The organism is Pseudomonas sp. (genome assembly GCF_033723075.1).
In the GTDB taxonomy this organism is placed as follows: Bacteria; Pseudomonadota; Gammaproteobacteria; order Pseudomonadales; family Pseudomonadaceae; genus Aquipseudomonas.
The window spans coordinates 117283-133273 of sequence record NZ_JAWVXU010000004.1 but is presented as its reverse complement, the minus strand read 5'-3'; the positions used below and the strand labels follow the sequence as shown (position 1 = coordinate 133273).

12 protein-coding genes are annotated in these 15991 nt (G+C 65.3%); 6 read left to right on the top strand and 6 right to left on the bottom strand.

Annotation, left to right across the window (positions count from 1 at the left end; genetic code table 11):
- Positions 1-17 precede the first annotated feature (17 nt).
- Positions 18-671: a peroxiredoxin gene (locus tag R3355_RS06580; RefSeq protein WP_318960559.1), complete on the bottom strand. Its 654-nt coding sequence runs from the start codon at positions 669-671 to the stop codon at positions 18-20.
- A gap of 216 nt (positions 672-887) precedes the next feature.
- Between R3355_RS06580 and R3355_RS06575 the strand changes: the two genes are divergently transcribed.
- The 4 genes from R3355_RS06575 to R3355_RS06560 all read left to right on the top strand — a co-directional run bounded on the left by R3355_RS06575 (position 888) and on the right by R3355_RS06560 (position 7244).
- The gene (locus R3355_RS06575; protein ID WP_318960558.1) at positions 888-1217 is read left to right on the top strand and encodes a hypothetical protein; all 330 of its coding nucleotides are present in this window, start codon (positions 888-890) and stop codon (positions 1215-1217) included.
- A 92-nt stretch (positions 1218-1309) separates the two neighbouring features.
- Positions 1310-2560: a TolC family protein gene (locus tag R3355_RS06570; protein WP_318960557.1), complete on the top strand. Its 1251-nt coding sequence runs from the start codon at positions 1310-1312 to the stop codon at positions 2558-2560.
- Positions 2557-4089 carry an efflux RND transporter periplasmic adaptor subunit gene (locus R3355_RS06565; RefSeq protein WP_318960556.1) on the top strand — a complete coding sequence of 511 codons (1533 nt, stop codon included), beginning with the start codon at positions 2557-2559 and terminating at the stop codon, positions 4087-4089. Before R3355_RS06570 ends, R3355_RS06565 begins: the two co-directional genes overlap by 4 nt.
- The gene (locus R3355_RS06560) at positions 4086-7244 is read left to right on the top strand and encodes an efflux RND transporter permease subunit (RefSeq protein ID WP_318960555.1); all 3159 of its coding nucleotides are present in this window, start codon (positions 4086-4088) and stop codon (positions 7242-7244) included. Before R3355_RS06565 ends, R3355_RS06560 begins: the two co-directional genes overlap by 4 nt.
- Before the next feature lie 221 nt (positions 7245-7465).
- Here R3355_RS06560 and R3355_RS06555 read toward each other — a convergent pair whose 3' ends face one another.
- The 5 genes from R3355_RS06555 to metR form a co-directional block, all read right to left on the bottom strand.
- Positions 7466-7912: a hypothetical protein gene (locus R3355_RS06555; protein ID WP_318960554.1), complete on the bottom strand. Its 447-nt coding sequence runs from the start codon at positions 7910-7912 to the stop codon at positions 7466-7468.
- Between the two features lie 20 nt (positions 7913-7932).
- Entirely contained in the window at positions 7933-10215 is a 2283-nt protein-coding gene (locus R3355_RS06550) for a heavy metal translocating P-type ATPase (RefSeq protein ID WP_318960553.1), read from the bottom strand.
- Complete coding sequence (locus R3355_RS06545; protein ID WP_318960552.1) at positions 10212-10463, bottom strand: DUF2933 domain-containing protein; 252 nt, start codon at positions 10461-10463, stop codon at positions 10212-10214. The genes R3355_RS06550 and R3355_RS06545 overlap by 4 nt, the downstream gene beginning before the upstream one ends.
- 92 nt (positions 10464-10555) lie before the next feature.
- Entirely contained in the window at positions 10556-10954 is a 399-nt protein-coding gene (locus R3355_RS06540; RefSeq protein ID WP_318960551.1) for a hypothetical protein, read from the bottom strand.
- A 241-nt stretch (positions 10955-11195) separates the two neighbouring features.
- Positions 11196-12113 carry a transcriptional regulator MetR gene (metR, locus tag R3355_RS06535; RefSeq protein WP_318950698.1) on the bottom strand — a complete coding sequence of 306 codons (918 nt, stop codon included), beginning with the start codon at positions 12111-12113 and terminating at the stop codon, positions 11196-11198.
- Positions 12114-12264: 151 nt separating this feature from the next.
- Here metR and metE point away from each other — a divergent pair, with 151 nt between their 5' ends.
- Together metE and R3355_RS06525 are read left to right on the top strand one after the other, a co-directional pair.
- The gene (metE, locus tag R3355_RS06530; RefSeq protein ID WP_318960550.1) at positions 12265-14583 is read left to right on the top strand and encodes a 5-methyltetrahydropteroyltriglutamate--homocysteine S-methyltransferase; all 2319 of its coding nucleotides are present in this window, start codon (positions 12265-12267) and stop codon (positions 14581-14583) included.
- 303 nt (positions 14584-14886) lie between these two features.
- Positions 14887-15876 (top strand): alpha/beta hydrolase, encoded by a 990-nt coding sequence (locus R3355_RS06525; protein WP_318960549.1) that lies wholly within the window; start codon positions 14887-14889, stop codon positions 15874-15876.
- Positions 15877-15991: the final 115 nt, after the last annotated feature.

Sequence of the window (15991 nt, the reverse complement as noted above, 5' to 3'; positions counted from 1 at the left end):
CGTTCTACCAACCGTTGTTACTTGGGTTGCGCCACCACGCGCAGGTAGGGTTTGAGGGTCTTGAAGCCCTGCGGGTACTTGCGTTTGGCCTCTTCGTCGGACACCGAGGTGGGAATGATCACGTCGTCGCCGGGTTTCCAGTTCACCGGGGTGGCCACCGTGTGTTTAGCGTTGAGTTGCAGCGCATCGAGCAGGCGCAGAACCTCGTCGAAGTTGCGCCCGGCACTCATGGGGTAGACCAGCATGGCTTTGACCTTCTTGTCCGGGCCGACGATGAACACCGAGCGCACCGTGGCGTTGTCCACCGCGGTGCGCGGGCCGCCGCTGGCATTGGGGTGGATCATGTCGTAGAGCTTGGCCACCTTGAGGTCGGGGTCGCCGATCATCGGGTAGTTGACCGCATGACCCTGGGTTTCCTCGATGTCGCCGAGCCAGGCCCGGTGGTCGCTGACCGGGTCGATGCTGAGGCCGACGATCTTGGTGTTGCGCTTGTCGAATTCGGGCTTGAGCCTGGCCATGTAGCCGAGTTCGGTGGTGCACACCGGGGTGAAGTCCTTGGGGTGGGAGAACAGGATGGCCCAGCTGTCGCCTATCCACTCATGGAAGTGCAGGGGGCCTTCGGTGGTTTCGGCGGTGAAGTCGGGGGCTTCGTCGCCAATGCGGATGGTCATGATCAGCTCCTCTTACAGTTGCGGGGCCGACTTGCAACACTGCAGCTCGTCAGTCCGGGGTTGCGGGAACAAAAAGTATAGGCCCGCTGCGCTATCTGACCAGGCTCCGGCCATCGGCGGTTCGCCAGGGCGACGCCACCCCGTCCGGCGCAACAGGCGAGGACAATTGATCCTTATCAATTGTCCTCGACCAGTTGCGGGGCTAGACTGCCCGGCATGAACGCCTTCCGTCGCCTCTGTCTGGTCTTGCTCCTGGCCGTGGTCCTGCCCTTGCAGAGCCTGGCGGGCGCGCTGCTGGTCGGCGAACCCTGCCCGATGAGCGAGGACACGCCGCAGGCGAGCGACTGCTGTGACGAGGCGGCGATGCAAGGCGGTGGCCAGTTGTGCCCGGACATGAGCAAATGCCCCAGCGCCGGCTTGCCCTTGGTCGACGGTTACCCGCTGAAGCTCAAGCTGCTGCCGGCCGCCGCTAACGCCCCGTTGTATAGCCAAGTCGAACCCCTGTCCCAACCCTCGCTTGCCCCCTGGCGCCCCCCCCGCGCCTGATTCCCGTCCCGTTTCGAACCCCATCGTGTAGCCCAGGCGGCTCGATGGCCGTTGCGCGCCCATAGCGCGCGATATCGACAGGAATCACCTGCATGTTCCGTTCTTTTTCCTTCCCCGGCCGTTTGGCGACCGGGGCGCTGGCCGCTGTCTTGTTCAGCCTGCCGGTCGCGGCCCTGACCCTCGATGAAGCCCTGCGCCAGGCCGAACGCGAGGCCCCCTCGCTGGCCGCGCAAGCCGCGCAAGTCGACTCCCTGCGCAATTCGGCCATCCCCGCCGGCGCGCTGCCCGATCCCAAGCTGTTGCTGGGCTTACAGAATGTGCCGATCGAGGGCGATAACCGCGGTCGTTTCGACCGCGAGCCGATGACCATGCAGATGGTCGGGGTCATGCAGGAGGTGCCCAATCGCGCCAAGCGCCGCGCCCGGGTCGAGGTGGCTCGGGCCGGGGTCGAGCGGGCGACGCTGGAACAGCGGGTCGAACGGCTCAAGGTCCGCCGGCAAACCGCCTTGGCCTGGATCTCGGCGCTCGCCGTCGAGGAGAAACTGGCGCTGTTCCAGACCCTCTATGCTGAGAACGATCTGCTGGTCAAAGCGGTGCGCGCGCGCCTCGCCGGTGGCCGCGGGCAGGCGGCCGACAGCGTTGGCCCCAAGCAGGAGGCGGCGCTGCTGGCCGAACAGGAAGACCAGCTGCAGCAAAGCCGGGCGCAACAACGCGCGGCCCTGCGCCGCTGGGTCGGCCCGCGCGCCGATGAACCCCTGACCGGTCGTCTGCCGAACTGGCCGGTGGATGCCGAGCATTATCGGCACAGTCTGCAACGCCATCCCGAACTGGTGCTGTTCGATCCCATGACCGATGAAGCGCAAGCCGAGGTGCGCCAAGCCGAAGCGGACAAGCAATCCGACTGGAGCTGGCAGCTGGCCTACCAGAAGCGTGATGACGCCTTCGGCGACATGATGAGCGTGCAGTTCAGCTTCGATCTGCCGCTGTTCCCGGGCTCGCGGCAGAACCCCAGAATCGCCGCCAAACAGGCCACGCTCAGCCAGTTGCACGCCCAGCGCGAAGCCGCCGAGCGCGAGCATGCGCAGCAGTTGGCCGATGACCTGGCCGAGTACCAGCGCCTCGACCGCGCACTGCGCCGCAGCCAGGACAGCCTGGTACCGCTGGCCGAGGAAAAGGTCGCGCTGACCCTGGCCGGCTACCGCGCAGGCAACGGCGAGCTGGCCAGCGTGATCGCCGCCCGGCGCGAGCTGATCGAGACGCGCCTGAAACACATCGACTTCGCCCAACAGCGCGCGCTGACCAGCGCCCGCCTGCATTTCGCTTATGAAGAGGTGAGCCAATGAGTGCTCGACTAGTAAAAAATACGCTGTTGGCCACGCTGGTGCTGGGTATAGGCGCGGCGGGCGGCTACTGGTTCGCCCAGCAATCGATAAACCCCGGACCTGAGATGGCCATGGCCGCGGAGGAGTCCAGCGCCGCAGAAGAGCGCAAGGTGCTGTATTGGTACGACCCCATGGTGCCGCAGCAAAAATTCGACCAGCCGGGCAAGTCGCCCTTTATGGACATGCAGCTGGTGCCGCGCTATGCCGATGAGGGTGGCGACAGCGCCGCCATCAGCATCGATGCGAGCATCACCCAGAATCTCGGCATGCGCCTGGCTCCGGTAACCCGCGGGGCGCTGGCCAACAGCCTGGAAGTGGTCGGTAATCTGACCTTCAACAGCCGCGATATCGCCGTGGTCCAGGCGCGTACTGGCGGTTTCGTCGAGCGGGTCTACGCCCGCGCCCCCGAGGACCTGCTCGAGGCCGGCGCGCCCCTGGCCGACCTGCTGGTGCCCGAGTGGGTCAGTGCCCAGGAAGACTATCTGGCCCTGCGCGATGCCGGCGATCCCGGCCTGCTGGCCGCGGCGCGCCAACGCCTGCGCTTGGCCGGGATGCCGGCGGCGCTGATCACCAGGTTCGAGCGCAGCGGCAAGGTACAGGCGCTGTGGACGGTGACCAGCCCGATCGCCGGCGTGCTGCAGAAACTCGAGGTACGCGAAGGCATGAACCTGATGGCGGGTGACACCCTGGCGACCATCAACGGCTTGCGCAGCGTCTGGCTGGACGTGGCGGTACCCGAGGCCGAAGCCCTGGGCCTGCATAAAGGCCAGGCAGTCGAGGCGCGCCTGCCGGCGTTTCCCGGCGAAGTGCTCAGTGGCAGCATCGAGGCCATTCTGCCCCAGGCCAACCTGGACAGCCGCACCCTGCGCGTACGGGTCGAACTGGATAATCCCGATGGCCGCCTGCGTCCAGGGCTGACCGCCCAGGTGCGGCTGGCCCGCCCGGCCGAGCGCGATGCGCTGTTGGTGCCGAGCGAGGCGGTGATTCGTAGCGGTCGCCGCGCCCTGGTGATGCTCGCCGAGGACGAAGGGCGCTACCGTCCGGTGGAGGTCCGCCTGGGCCAGGAGGCCGCGGGCAATACCCAGATCCTCGAGGGGCTGGAGGAGGGCCAGCAGGTGGTCGCCTCCGGGCAGTTCCTGCTCGATTCCGAGGCCAGCCTGCGCGGCATCCTGGCCCAGGAGTTGGGCGCGCCGGCAGCAGAGGTCAAGCTGCAGCCGGCCCTGCACGAGGCCGAAGGACAGATCGACGCTATCGAAGACGATGGCGTGATGCTGACCCACGGTCCGTTCAAGACCCTGGGCATGCCGGGCATGAGCATGCTGTTTCCGGTCGCCGATCCGGCGCTGCTGGAGGGTTTGAAACCCGGCGACCGGGTGCGGGTCGGGGTGCGCGCCGACGACGAGGGTATGCAGATCGAGCGCATCGAGCACCTGGCGCCCACGCCCCAGGCAAACAGCGGCCATGATGGCCATCAGGAGGCGCAGCCATGATCGCCGCGCTGATCCGCTGGTCGGTGGCCAATCGTTTCCTGGTGCTGCTGGCGACCCTGTTCGCCACCGCCTGGGGCGTCTGGTCGGTGCAGAACACACCGATCGATGCGTTGCCGGACCTGTCCGACGTGCAGGTGATCATCCGCACGCCCTATCCGGGCCAGGCGCCGCAGATCGTCGAGAACCAGGTGACCTATCCACTCGCCACCACCATGCTTTCTGTGCCGGGGGCGAAGACCGTGCGCGGCTACTCGTTCTTCGGCGACAGCTTCGTTTATGTGCTGTTCGAGGACGACACCGACCTCTATTGGGCGCGTTCGCGGGTGCTGGAATACCTCAGCCAGATCCAGAGCCGCCTGCCGGCCAGCGCCAAACCATCGCTGGGGCCGGATGCCACCGGGGTCGGCTGGATCTACCAGTACGCCCTGGTCGACCGCACGGGTAAGCATGACCTGGCGCAGCTGAGGGCGCTGCAGGACTGGTTTCTCAAGTTCGAGCTGAAAACCCTGGCCAACGTCGCCGAGGTGGCGACCATTGGCGGCATGGTCAAGCAGTACCAAGTGCAACTCGATCCGATCAAGCTGGCCAGCCTGGGCATCACCCAGGCCGAGGTGACGGCGGCCATCGGCCGCGCCAACCAGGAAACCGGTGGCGCGGTGCTGGAACTGGCGGAAACCGAGTTCATGGTACGCGCCTCGGGGTATCTGAAAACCCTCAACGACTTTCGCGCCATCCCGCTGCGCCTGGATGCTGGCGGCGTGCCGGTGACCCTCGGCGAGGTGGCGCATATCCAGCTGGGGCCGGAGATGCGCCGCGGCATCGCCGAGCTCGATGGCGAGGGCGAGGTGGTCGGTGGCGTGGTGATCCTGCGCAGCGGTAAGAACGCGCGCAGCACCATCGACGCGGTCAAGGCCAAACTCGAGGAGCTGAAAAGCAGCCTGCCGGACGGGGTGGAGATCGTCACCACCTACGACCGCAGCCAGTTGATCGACCGCGCGGTGCGCAACCTGGGCGAGAAGCTGGTGGAGGAATTCATCGTCGTCGCGCTGGTCTGCGCGGCCTTCCTCTGGCACCTGCGCTCCTCGCTGGTGGCCATCGTGTCCTTGCCGGTCGGGGTACTGATCGCTTTTGCCGTGATGCAGCAGCAGGGCATCAACGCCAACATCATGTCCCTCGGTGGCATCGCCATCGCCATCGGCGCCATGGTCGACGCCGCAGTGGTGATGATCGAAAACGCGCACAAGAAGATCGAGGCCTGGCGTGAGCAACATCCAGGCGAGGAACTCAAGGGCGAAACGCATTGGCGGGTGATTACCGATGCGGCGGTGGAAGTCGGCCCGGCGCTGTTCTTCTGCCTGCTGATCATCACCCTGTCGTTCATTCCGGTGTTCACCCTGCAGGCCCAGGAGGGCCGGCTGTTCGGCCCGCTGGCCTTCACCAAGACCTATGCCATGGCGGCCGCGGCGGGGCTGTCGGTGACCCTGGTGCCGGTGTTGATGGGCTACTGGATTCGCGGGCGGATTCCCGATGAAGCACGCAACCCGCTGAACCGCTGGCTGATCAGTGTCTACCAGCCGGCGCTCGACGCCGTGCTGCGTCGACCGAAGACCACCCTGGCGCTGGCGCTGCTGGTGTTTCTCAGCACCCTGTGGCCGCTGTCGCAGTTGGGCGGCGAGTTTCTGCCACCGCTGGATGAAGGCGATCTGCTCTATATGCCTTCGGCCCTGCCCGGCTTGTCCGCGCAAAAAGCCGCGCAGCTGTTGCAGCAGACCGACCGGCTGATCAAGACGATACCGGAAGTCGCCCATGTGTTCGGCAAGGCCGGCCGCGCAGAGACCGCCACCGATCCGGCGCCGCTGGAAATGTTCGAGACCACCATCCAGTTCAAACCGCGCGAGCAGTGGCGTGCCGGCATGACCGCGGACAAGCTGGTGGAGGAACTGGATCGGGTGGTGCAGGTGCCCGGGCTGACCAATATCTGGATTCCGCCGATCCGCAATCGCATCGACATGCTCGCCACCGGGATCAAGAGCCCGATCGGGGTCAAGGTCGCCGGCACCGATCTGGCGCAGATCGACGAGGCCACCCTGGCCATCGAAAAAGTCGCCAAAAACGTGCCCGGAGTGAGTTCGGCCCTGGCCGAACGCTTGACCGGCGGGCGCTATATCGACGTCGATATCGACCGGGTGGCGGCGGCGCGTTATGGCCTGAACATCGCCGATGTGCAATCGATCGTGTCCAGCGCGATTGGCGGCGAGAATGTCGGCGAGACCATCGAAGGGCTGGCGCGCTTCCCCATCAGCGTGCGTTATCCGCGCGAATGGCGCGACTCGCTGGGCAAGCTCGAGCAGTTGCCAATCTACACCCCCCAGGGCAGCCAGATCACCCTGGGCACGGTGGCGCGGATCAAGGTCAGCGACGGCCCGCCGATGCTCAAGAGCGAGAATGCGCGGCCTTCGGGCTGGGTCTATGTGGATGTGCGCGGCCGCGACCTGGCCTCGGTGGTGGCCGATCTGCGCGCCGCCATCGATGAGCAGGTCACCCTGCAACCGGGCATCAGCCTGAGCTATTCGGGGCAGTTCGAGTTCCTCGAACGGGCCAACGCGCGGCTCAAGCTGGTGGTGCCGGCCACCCTGCTGATCATCTTCGTGCTGCTCTACCTGTGTTTCGCCCGCTTCAGCGAAGCGCTGCTGATCATGGCCACGCTGCCGTTCGCCCTGACCGGCGGGGTCTGGTTCCTCTACCTGCTCGGCTACCACCTGTCGGTGGCCACCGGGGTCGGCTTCATCGCCCTGGCCGGGGTCGCGGCGGAATTCGGCGTGATCATGCTGCTCTACCTGAAGAACGCCTGGGCCGAACGCGAGGCAGCCGGCGACAGCAGCGAGCTGGGACTGATTGAGGCGATTCGCGAAGGAGCAGTACAACGGGTGCGGCCCAAGGCCATGACCGTGGCGGTGATCATCGCCGGCCTGCTGCCGATCCTCCTCGGCGGCGGCACCGGCAGCGAGGTGATGAGCCGCATCGCCGCGCCCATGGTCGGCGGCATGCTCAGCGCGCCCCTGCTGTCGTTGTTCGTATTGCCGGCGGCTTATCGCTTGATGCGTAGGCGGCGCATCCCTGCTGAAGCCAGCATTGCTCTGGGAGAAATCGCCTGAAGAACATCCTGCGCCTATTGCCGACATGCTTGTCGTAGGGTGCACCATGCGCACCGATATACCCGCAATCATCGCCGCGGTTCCGGCAACAAATGGTGCGCGCAGCGCACCCTACGGGGGCTGTGGCAGCGGGGAGTTTCGTAGCCTGCATATGCCAGGGCTACGAACAGCGTAACGCCCAGGGCCGCGAGAGCATCGCGGCTCTGGGTGCAATACCAGGCTTATTGGCCGTTCGGCACGGACTGGTTTTCCAGCATCTGCTCCATCATCTGCATCATGTTCTGCATATTCTGGTGCATGTCCTTCAGGCACTGCTGCTGCATGGGCGCATCCTTGGCCATCGGGCATTGGCTCTGCTGCATGCGCTGATTCATCATGCCCATCTGCGAACGCATGGCCTGGCGGTGTTCGCTGCGGATCTTCTGGCGCTCCTGGGGGTTGGTGGTGTTGTGCATCTGCCGCATCATCTCCTGCATCTGCGACCAGTCCATCATGCCCTTGCCTGGCCCCATTCCTTGGCCCATGCCCATGCCCTGGCCCATGGGCATGTCTTGCTGGTTCTGCGCCAGCTGCTCGGGATGGTGCGCGTCCTCGGCGAAGGCCGGGGCGGCCAGCAATGCACCGGTGAGGGCGATGGCAGTCAGGGTCTTGTAGGTGAAGGTGCTCATGGTGTTTCTCCTGCTTGGTTTCAATGAGTTTTGCGGATGACGCTCAAGGTGGCTCTCTTGAGCAGTAGGGAATTGGCGATCACCGACAGCGAGCTGGCGGTCATGGCGATCACGCCGATCATTGGGTGCAGCAAGCCGACTGCGGCGATGGGGATGGCGGCGACGTTGTAGGCCGAGGCCCAGATCAGGTTCTCGACGATCTTGCGGAAGGTCAGGCGCGACAGCTGCGCCGCTTCCACCAGGCCGCCCAGGCGTCCGCCGATAAGGATCACATCGGCGGCCTCCATGGCCACGTCGGCGCCGCTGCCGATGGCGATGCCGACATTGGCCTGCTTGAGTGCCGGGGCGTCGTTGATGCCATCGCCGACCATCGCCACCCACTGGCCGTATTCGGCCTGCAGTTGACGGATGACCTCGACCTTGCCGCTGGGCAGGACATTGGCGTGGACGCTGTCGATGCCCACTTGCGCGGCGATATGGGCGGCGGCGCGCGGGTTGTCGCCAGTCAGCATCACGGTATGGATGCCCATGGCGCGCAGTTCGGCAATGGCCGCCTGGGCGTCCTGTTTGAGGCTGTCGGCCACCGCCACCACGCCGATCAATTGCTGCTCGCGGGCGACATAGAGTGCGGTCTTGCCCTGGTTTTCCAGGGCTTCCAACTGGCTGGCCAGGGTTGCGGTGTCCACCTGGCATTCCTGCATCCAGCGGGCGTTGCCAACGCGAATCAATTGGCCGTCCACTTGGCCCTGCACGCCCAGGCCATTGAACGCCTGGAACTCGCCGAGGTTACCCAGGGTCAGGCCCAATTCCTTGATGCGTTCGACCATGGCCTGGGCAATCGGGTGCTCGGAGCCGTATTCGACGCTGGTGGCCAGACGCAGCAGCTCCTGCTCGTCGATCCCGGCGCTGGGCAGGCAATCGGTGACCACCGGTTTGCCCAGGGTCAGGGTGCCGGTCTTGTCGAGCACCATCACCTTGATGTCCTTGAACATCTGGATGGCGGTGCCGGAGCGATAGAGGATGCCCAACTCGGCGCCGCGGCCGGCACCCACCATCAGTGCGGTCGGGGTGGCCAGGCCGAGGGCGCAGGGACAGGCGATCACCAGCACCGCGACACTGGACAGCAGCGCCACCAGCGGCGCTGACAGCTCGGCATCGACCCAGGGCAGCCAGGCCGCGCCCCACGCCAGGATGCCGCGCAAGGATTCGCCGGCGATCAGCCAGACGGCCAGGCTCAGCAGGCTGATAACGATAACCACGGGCACGAAGCGACCAGTCATGCGGTCGGCGAACTCCTGGATCGGCACCTTGGTACTTTGCGCATGCTCGACCAGGTCGATCACCTGGGCGAGAAAGGTGTCCTGGCCGACCTTGGTGGCGCGCACCTGGAGCAGGCCTTCCTTGTTCAAGGTGGCGCCTATCACCGGATCGCCCGGCCCCTTTTCCTTCGGCAAGGATTCGCCAGTGGCCAGGGATTCGTCGACATGGCTGAGGCCTTCGACCACCTCGCCGTCGCTGGGGATTTTTTCGCCGGGGCGCACCAGCATCAGATCGCCGACCGTCACGGCCTCGATCGGCACCTGCACCTCGACACCATCGCGCAGCAGCACCGCACTCTTGGCGCCCAGTTCCAGCATCTTGCGAATCGCCTGGGAGGCGCGGCCCTTGGCGCGGGCCTCCAGGTAACGGCCGATCAGGTGGAAGGTCATGATGGTGGCGGCCATCTCGATAAACGAGGTCATGGGGAAGAAGAACCCCACCAGACCGATCAAATAGGGTGGCAGGCTGCCCAGGCTGATCAGCACGTCCATATTGGCGGTGCGATTGCGCAGCGCTTTCCAGGCCGACACATGGGTGCTGGCGCCGGCGACAAACACCGGCACCACGGCCAGCAGCGCAACCATCGCCAGATAACCCGGGAGTCTGAACCAGAACATCTCCACCGCCATGATCAGCATGATCAGGCTGGTGGGCACGCCGGCTATCCACATGCGCCGCCAGGCATCGCGCAGGAAATGTTCTTCCTCCACGGCGCCCGTCGGTTCGCTGCCGGTGCCAGCGAGGGTGGCCTTGGCCACTTCATAACCGGCCTGCTCCACGGCTTTCTGCAGGCTCGCCAGGTCGCTCTGCTCGGCGTCGAACTCGATGCGTACCTTATGGCTGGCGATGCTGGTGCTCAGCTCGACGATGCCGGGCAGGCGCTTGAGCGACTGGCTGACCAGGCCGGCGCAGTGGTCGCTGCCCATGCCGGGGACGATCAGCACCGCGTTCTGTCGTTGCCGGCTCGATTCGACCTGGTTCATGGTCCGAGGCCGCAGGTAGGTGTTTTATGATCCATGCCTGGTTTCCGCTTCGGGTCTGGGGCGCTTGTTGCCCAGGCCATGGCCGCCAGCGGGCACAGCAGGACAATCAGGTAGGGCAGGGCGCCGAGCAGGAGGGCCTGATGCTCTTCCCAGAGAAAGAACAGGGCGATGGCGGCGAACAGCAACAGGGCCGACCAGAAACGCCTGGGGCTGTTGGCTGCAGGGGCATGGTGGGGGTAATGGGGCATGGCAGCGCTCTCCAGAAAATCGGGGGGATCAACCTCCATGCGCGGCTTGGCGCCAGCGCTGCAAGGCTGCGGGTTTCAGCGGGAGAGTGGGGCTATTCGTTATAGCGATGCAGCTGCTTGCGAATGGGCGTGGGCGAACCGGGGCCGAACAGCGGCACGGACTGCCAGGCACTGAAGCGGCGCTGCAGATCCGTGGGCAGACCGAAGCTGCCGGTCAGACCGATCAGGGCGGTCAATGCCAGGAGCGTCAGCAACTGCTGGTTGAGGGGGACGTTCTGCAAGGCGCTGCAATTGTCCGCGGCGCCTTGGTCATGCCGAGTGTGGCCGTGGTCGCCGTGCAGAGGGCTCGCCAGGCTGGCCGCGGCTTCGTCCATCATGTTGCTGGCAGCGGCCTGTACATGGGTGAAGGAACAGGCGAAAAACAGCACGAACCACAGCGCCAGCAGATTCCTGGCGAGTCCTGTATGGCGGCTGCGCATCGCTTGGATCATGAGTCAACTTCCGCGTCTGTTAAGCGCTGATATTTTGATTAAAGCTCAGGGGCGGCCAGACGCTATTGATCCAGGTCATGCGCGTGCCGAGCTTTTCAGCGCTGGTGCGTAGGTAGGGTGCGCCATGCGCACCGGGGTAGCCTTGGCTATCGGCTCAGATCAATGCGCGGCGGTATGCCGTAGTGCGCGTGGCGCACCCATCGTGTTTTGCGGTTGCCGGGATTGCCGCACGACAGGCCATTCAGCGCGCGACGCTGACCCCTTCCAGATTGGCGAAGGAGGTGTCCTTGGCGGTGAGCAGGAAGTCGCGCATAAACGGCGAGTCGAGCATGTCGCTGCGGATGCCGGCGTACAGGGTGGCGAACAGGCCCTTGTCGCCCAGGCGTTTGGCCGTGACGTAGCCGCGCGAGCTGTATTCGTGCAGCGCCCAGTTGGGCAGGCCGCAGACGCCGCGGCCGCTGGCCACCAGTTGCATCATCATCACCGTCAGTTCCGAGGTGCGCACCTGGGCCGGCTCGACGTCGGCCGGTTCGAGGAAGCGGGTGAAGATGTCCAGGCGGTCGCGCTCTACCGGGTAGGTGATCAGGGTTTCAGTCGCCAGGTCTTCGGGCTGGATAAAGGGTTTGCTGGCCAGCGGGTGCTGGTTGGCCACCGCCAGCATGGCCTCATAGGTGAACAGCGGCACGTAGGTGATCCCGGCCAGTTCCAGCGGGTCGCTGGTCACCACCAGATCCAGGTCACCACGGGCCAGGGCCGGCAGCGGGGCGAAGGAGAAGCCCGAGGCCAGGTCCAGCTCCACCTCCGGCCAGGCATCGCGGAACTGGTCGATTGTCGGCATCAGCCACTGGAAGCAGCTGTGGCATTCGATGGCCATATGCAGGCGGCCGGCGGTGCCGCCGGCCAGGCGCGCCAGGTCGCGTTCGGCGCCGCGCAACAGCGGCAGCACGGCATCGGTCAGCTGCAGCAAACGCAGGCCGGCGCTGGTAAAGCGCACCGGCTTGGTCTTGCGCACGAACAGCTGCATGCCTAAGCGCTCTTCCAGTTCCTTGAATTGATGCGACAGCGCCGACTGGGTCAGGTGCAGGCGTTCGGCAGCGTCGACCAGGCTCTCGCTTTCGCGCAGGGCGTGGAGGGTTTTCAGGTGGCGCAATTCGAGCATGGGGGGCTCCAGGGCATATCGCAGATCAGCGTTGTGTAGGTTAGCTGAACATGAGTGAAACTATAGATCAAGGCGAGTATGTTGAGTTTGTCTCACGATGTCGAGTTGCCGAGAATACGCCCCATCTTGTTTATCTATGGAGCGTTTTGACATGGCCCTGTCCCATTCCCTGGGTTTCCCGCGTATCGGTGCCGACCGCGAACTGAAGAAGGCCCTGGAGGCTCACTGGAAAGGTGAGCTGGATCAGGCCGGCTTGCAGGCGGTTGGCCGCCAGTTGCGCGCCGCCCACTGGCAGTTGCAGAAGGACGCCGGTATCGACTTGCTGCCGGTCGGCGATTTCGCCTGGTACGACCAGGTACTCACCCACTCGCTGACCTTCGGCGTGATCCCCGAGCGCTTCCGTCCGCACAGCGGCAAGCCAAGCCTGGAAACCCTGTTCGCCATGGCACGGGGTGCCGTTGCAAACAAGAGCAGCGCCGATTGCTGCGGTGGCGGCCACGCACAGGAGCTGACCAAGTGGTTCGACACCAACTACCACTACCTGGTCCCGGAATTCAGTGCCGACCAGCAGTTCCAGCTGAGCTGGGAACAGCTGTTCGAGGAAGTCGGCGAAGCCCATGCGTTGGGGCACAAGGTCAAACCGGTGCTGATCGGCCCGCTGACCTACCTGTGGCTGGGCAAGGTCAAGGGCACTGCCACTGAGACAGAAGGCTTCGACAAACTCGAGCTGCTCGAACGCCTGCTGCCGGTATACGGTGAAATCCTCCAGCGCCTGGCTGCCCAGGGCGTGGAGTGGGTGCAGATCGACGAGCCGATCCTGGCACTCGACCTGCCGCAAGCCTGGAAGAACGCCTTCGAGCGTGCCTACAACCTGCTGCAGCGCGAGCCCGGCAAGAAGCTGATCGCCACCTACTTCGCCGGCCTGGAGGATAACCTCGGCCTGGCCGCCAGCCTGCCGGTGGATGGTCTGCATATCGATCTGGTCCGCGCACCCGAGCAGTTCCCGAGCATTCTCGACCGCCTGCCGGCGTACAAGGTGCTGTCGCTCGGCGTGGTCAACGGTCGCAACGTCTGGCGTACCGATCTGCAGCAGGCCCTGGCCATCCTGCAGCAGGCGCAGGAGCGTCTGGGTGAACGCCTGTGGGTGGCGCCGAGCTGCTCGTTGCTGCACAGCCCGGTCGACCTGAACCGCGAAGACAAACTGGATAGCGAGCTGAAAAGCTGGCTGGCCTTCGCCGTGCAGAAATGCGAGGAAGTCGCCCTGCTGACGACGGCCCTGAATGACCCGCATAACGCCAAGGTACAGGCCGCGTTGGCGCAGAGCCGCGCCGTACAGGTCAGCCGCGCGCAGTCGCCACGTATCCACAAACCGGCCGTGCAGGCCCGTCTGGCGGCCATTAGCGCAGCCGACAGCCGGCGCCAGTCGCCGTTCGTGCAGCGCATCGACCAGCAGCGCGCACGCCTGCAACTGCCGGCATTGCCGACCACCACCATCGGCTCCTTCCCGCAGACTGCCGCCATCCGTCTGGCGCGCCAGTCGTTCAAGGCCGGCAAGCTGTCGCCCGCCGCTTACACCGAGGCCATGCACAGCGAGATTCGCCACGCGGTACAGGTGCAGGAAAACCTCGGTCTGGATGTGCTGGTGCACGGCGAAGCCGAGCGCAACGACATGGTCGAGTACTTCGCCGAGCAGCTCGACGGCTATACCTTCACCCGTTTCGGCTGGGTGCAGAGCTACGGTTCGCGTTGCGTCAAACCGGCGGTGATCTTTGGTGACCTGAGCCGACCGCAGCCGATGACCGTGGAGTGGATTCGCTATGCGCAGACCCTCACCAGCAAGGTGATGAAAGGCATGCTGACCGGCCCGGTGACCATGTTGATGTGGTCCTTCCCGCGCGACGATATTTCCCGCGAGCAGCAGGCGTGGCAACTGGCCCTGGCGATTCGTGACGAAGTGCTGGACCTGGAGGCGACTGGCATCAAGATCATCCAGATCGACGAAGCCGCGTTCCGTGAAGGCCTGCCGCTGCGCCAGGCACAGTGGCAGGGCTACCTGGCCTGGGCCACCGAGGCCTTCCGCCTTGCTGCCTGTGGCGTGCGTGACGAAACTCAGATCCATACCCACATGTGCTACAGCGAGTTCAACGACGTGATCGAGTCGATCGCCGCCATGGATGCCGATGTCATCACCATCGAAACTTCGCGCTCGGACATGCAGCTGCTGGAGGCTTTCGAGGCGTTCGATTACCCCAACGATATCGGCCCCGGGCTCTACGACATCCACTCGCCACGGGTGCCGGACAGCAGCGAGATGGTCAAGCTGCTGCGTAAGGCCGCGCAGCGCATCCCCGCCGAGCGCCTGTGGGTCAACCCGGACTGCGGCCTGAAGACCCGCGCCTGGCCGGAAACCGAGGCGGCGCTGGTCAACATGGTCGCCGCGGCGCGGCAGTTGCGCAGCGAACTGGCCTGATAGCCGTTCCGTAGGTTGGGCTGAACGTAGCGAAGCCCAACAGGGAGCCTGCAGGGCTTCGCTCGACGGTTCCCAGCCTTGTTGGGCTTCGTCGCAGGCTCCTCAACCCAACCTGCCTGCTGAGGTTGAGCGTTTCCACGCTCCGCGTGGGAACGCCGCCTCGGACGCTCCGCATCCTTGTCGCATCACTCGGCGCACGACCGCTCGACAGGATTCATCAAATTGTCATGCTTCTGTGGCAGCGCGCTCGAGCGAATGTCAGCAAACTCGCGTCTCAATGGGGTTCTGCGTTCTGGTGTTTCTATGCGTGTGTTAATTTTTCTTGCCGCGCTTTTTTGCGGCTTGCCTGTTTTTGCCAGCGAGCGCTGCGATGTTCGGGTTCCGACCGCCAAGGTGGCCCTGGGCGAGGTGCAACTGGCCTACCAGAGCATCGGTCGCGTCAGCGATCCGGCGCTGCTGATGGTCATGGGCCTCGGTGGCCAACTGATCCACTGGCCGGACGAGGTGGTTGCGCGCCTGTGCGAGCAAGGCTTCCGGGTTATTCGCTTCGATAACCGCGATGTCGGCCTGAGCAGCTGGGTTCAGGCTGCGCCGCCGGCTAACCTCGCCTACGAAGCGCTGCGCTATCGCCTGGGGCTGACAGTGTCGGCGCCATACCGGCTGCGCGACATGGCCGGCGATGCCCTCGGCCTGATGGATGCCCTCGGCGTGCTCCGTTTCCATGTGCTCGGCGCCAGCATGGGTGGGATGATCGCCCAGCACCTGGCCGACCTGGCCCCCGAACGGGTGCAGAGCCTGACCCTGATCATGACCAGCTCCGGCGCCCAGGGCCTGCCGGCGCCTAGCCCGGCGCTGCTGGCGTTGCTGACCAAGCGCGAGGCGCCGAGCCGTGAGGTGGCGTTGGAGCAGCAGGCTGACCTGCTCGCCGCACTGGGCAGCCCGACGGTCAGCGACGACCGCCAAGCGCTCCTGCAGCAGGCCGAAACCGCCTACGACCGCGCCTTCAACCCGGAGGGCGTGCAGCGCCAGCTGCTGGCGATCCTCGCCGAGACCAGTCGGGTCGAGCTGCTCAACCGTTTGCAGGTACCGACTCTGGTGGTGCACGGCACCGCCGATCCGCTGCTGCCGGCGATGCACGGCGTGCATGTCGCCGCGCATATCCAGGGCAGCGCGCTGAAGCTGATCCCCGGCCTGGCCCATCGTTTCCAGGAGGCGTTCAAGGAGCCGTTGCTGGCGGCGGTGCTGCCGCATCTGCAGGCCCATCGCCGGGATGGGCGCTGGGCGCAGCTGTAGCGCCGTTCAGGGCACAGCTAGGGCGCTAAACGGAAACGGTACGCCAGCTTCCGGGTTGCACGCTGCGGAAAAGGCGGACTGCTCGCTGCGGGCGTCCCGGTCCGCTCGGGCCAAT

Bases quoted from the DNA above. Each gene is read 5' to 3' on its own strand.
- R3355_RS06580 (WP_318960559.1), bottom strand. From the start codon at position 671: ATGACCATCCGCATTGGCGACGAAGCCCCCGACTTCACCGCCGAAACC.
- R3355_RS06575 (WP_318960558.1), top strand. From the start codon at position 888: ATGAACGCCTTCCGTCGCCTCTGTCTGGTCTTGCTCCTGGCCGTGGTC.
- R3355_RS06570 (WP_318960557.1), top strand. From the start codon at position 1,310: ATGTTCCGTTCTTTTTCCTTCCCCGGCCGTTTGGCGACCGGGGCGCTG.
- R3355_RS06565 (WP_318960556.1), top strand. From the start codon at position 2,557: ATGAGTGCTCGACTAGTAAAAAATACGCTGTTGGCCACGCTGGTGCTG.
- R3355_RS06560 (WP_318960555.1), top strand. From the start codon at position 4,086: ATGATCGCCGCGCTGATCCGCTGGTCGGTGGCCAATCGTTTCCTGGTG.
- R3355_RS06555 (WP_318960554.1), bottom strand. From the start codon at position 7,912: ATGAGCACCTTCACCTACAAGACCCTGACTGCCATCGCCCTCACCGGT.
- R3355_RS06550 (WP_318960553.1), bottom strand. From the start codon at position 10,215: ATGAACCAGGTCGAATCGAGCCGGCAACGACAGAACGCGGTGCTGATC.
- R3355_RS06545 (WP_318960552.1), bottom strand. From the start codon at position 10,463: ATGCCCCATTACCCCCACCATGCCCCTGCAGCCAACAGCCCCAGGCGT.
- R3355_RS06540 (WP_318960551.1), bottom strand. From the start codon at position 10,954: ATGATCCAAGCGATGCGCAGCCGCCATACAGGACTCGCCAGGAATCTG.
- metR (WP_318950698.1), bottom strand. From the start codon at position 12,113: ATGCTCGAATTGCGCCACCTGAAAACCCTCCACGCCCTGCGCGAAAGC.
- metE (WP_318960550.1), top strand. From the start codon at position 12,265: ATGGCCCTGTCCCATTCCCTGGGTTTCCCGCGTATCGGTGCCGACCGC.
- R3355_RS06525 (WP_318960549.1), top strand. From the start codon at position 14,887: ATGCGTGTGTTAATTTTTCTTGCCGCGCTTTTTTGCGGCTTGCCTGTT.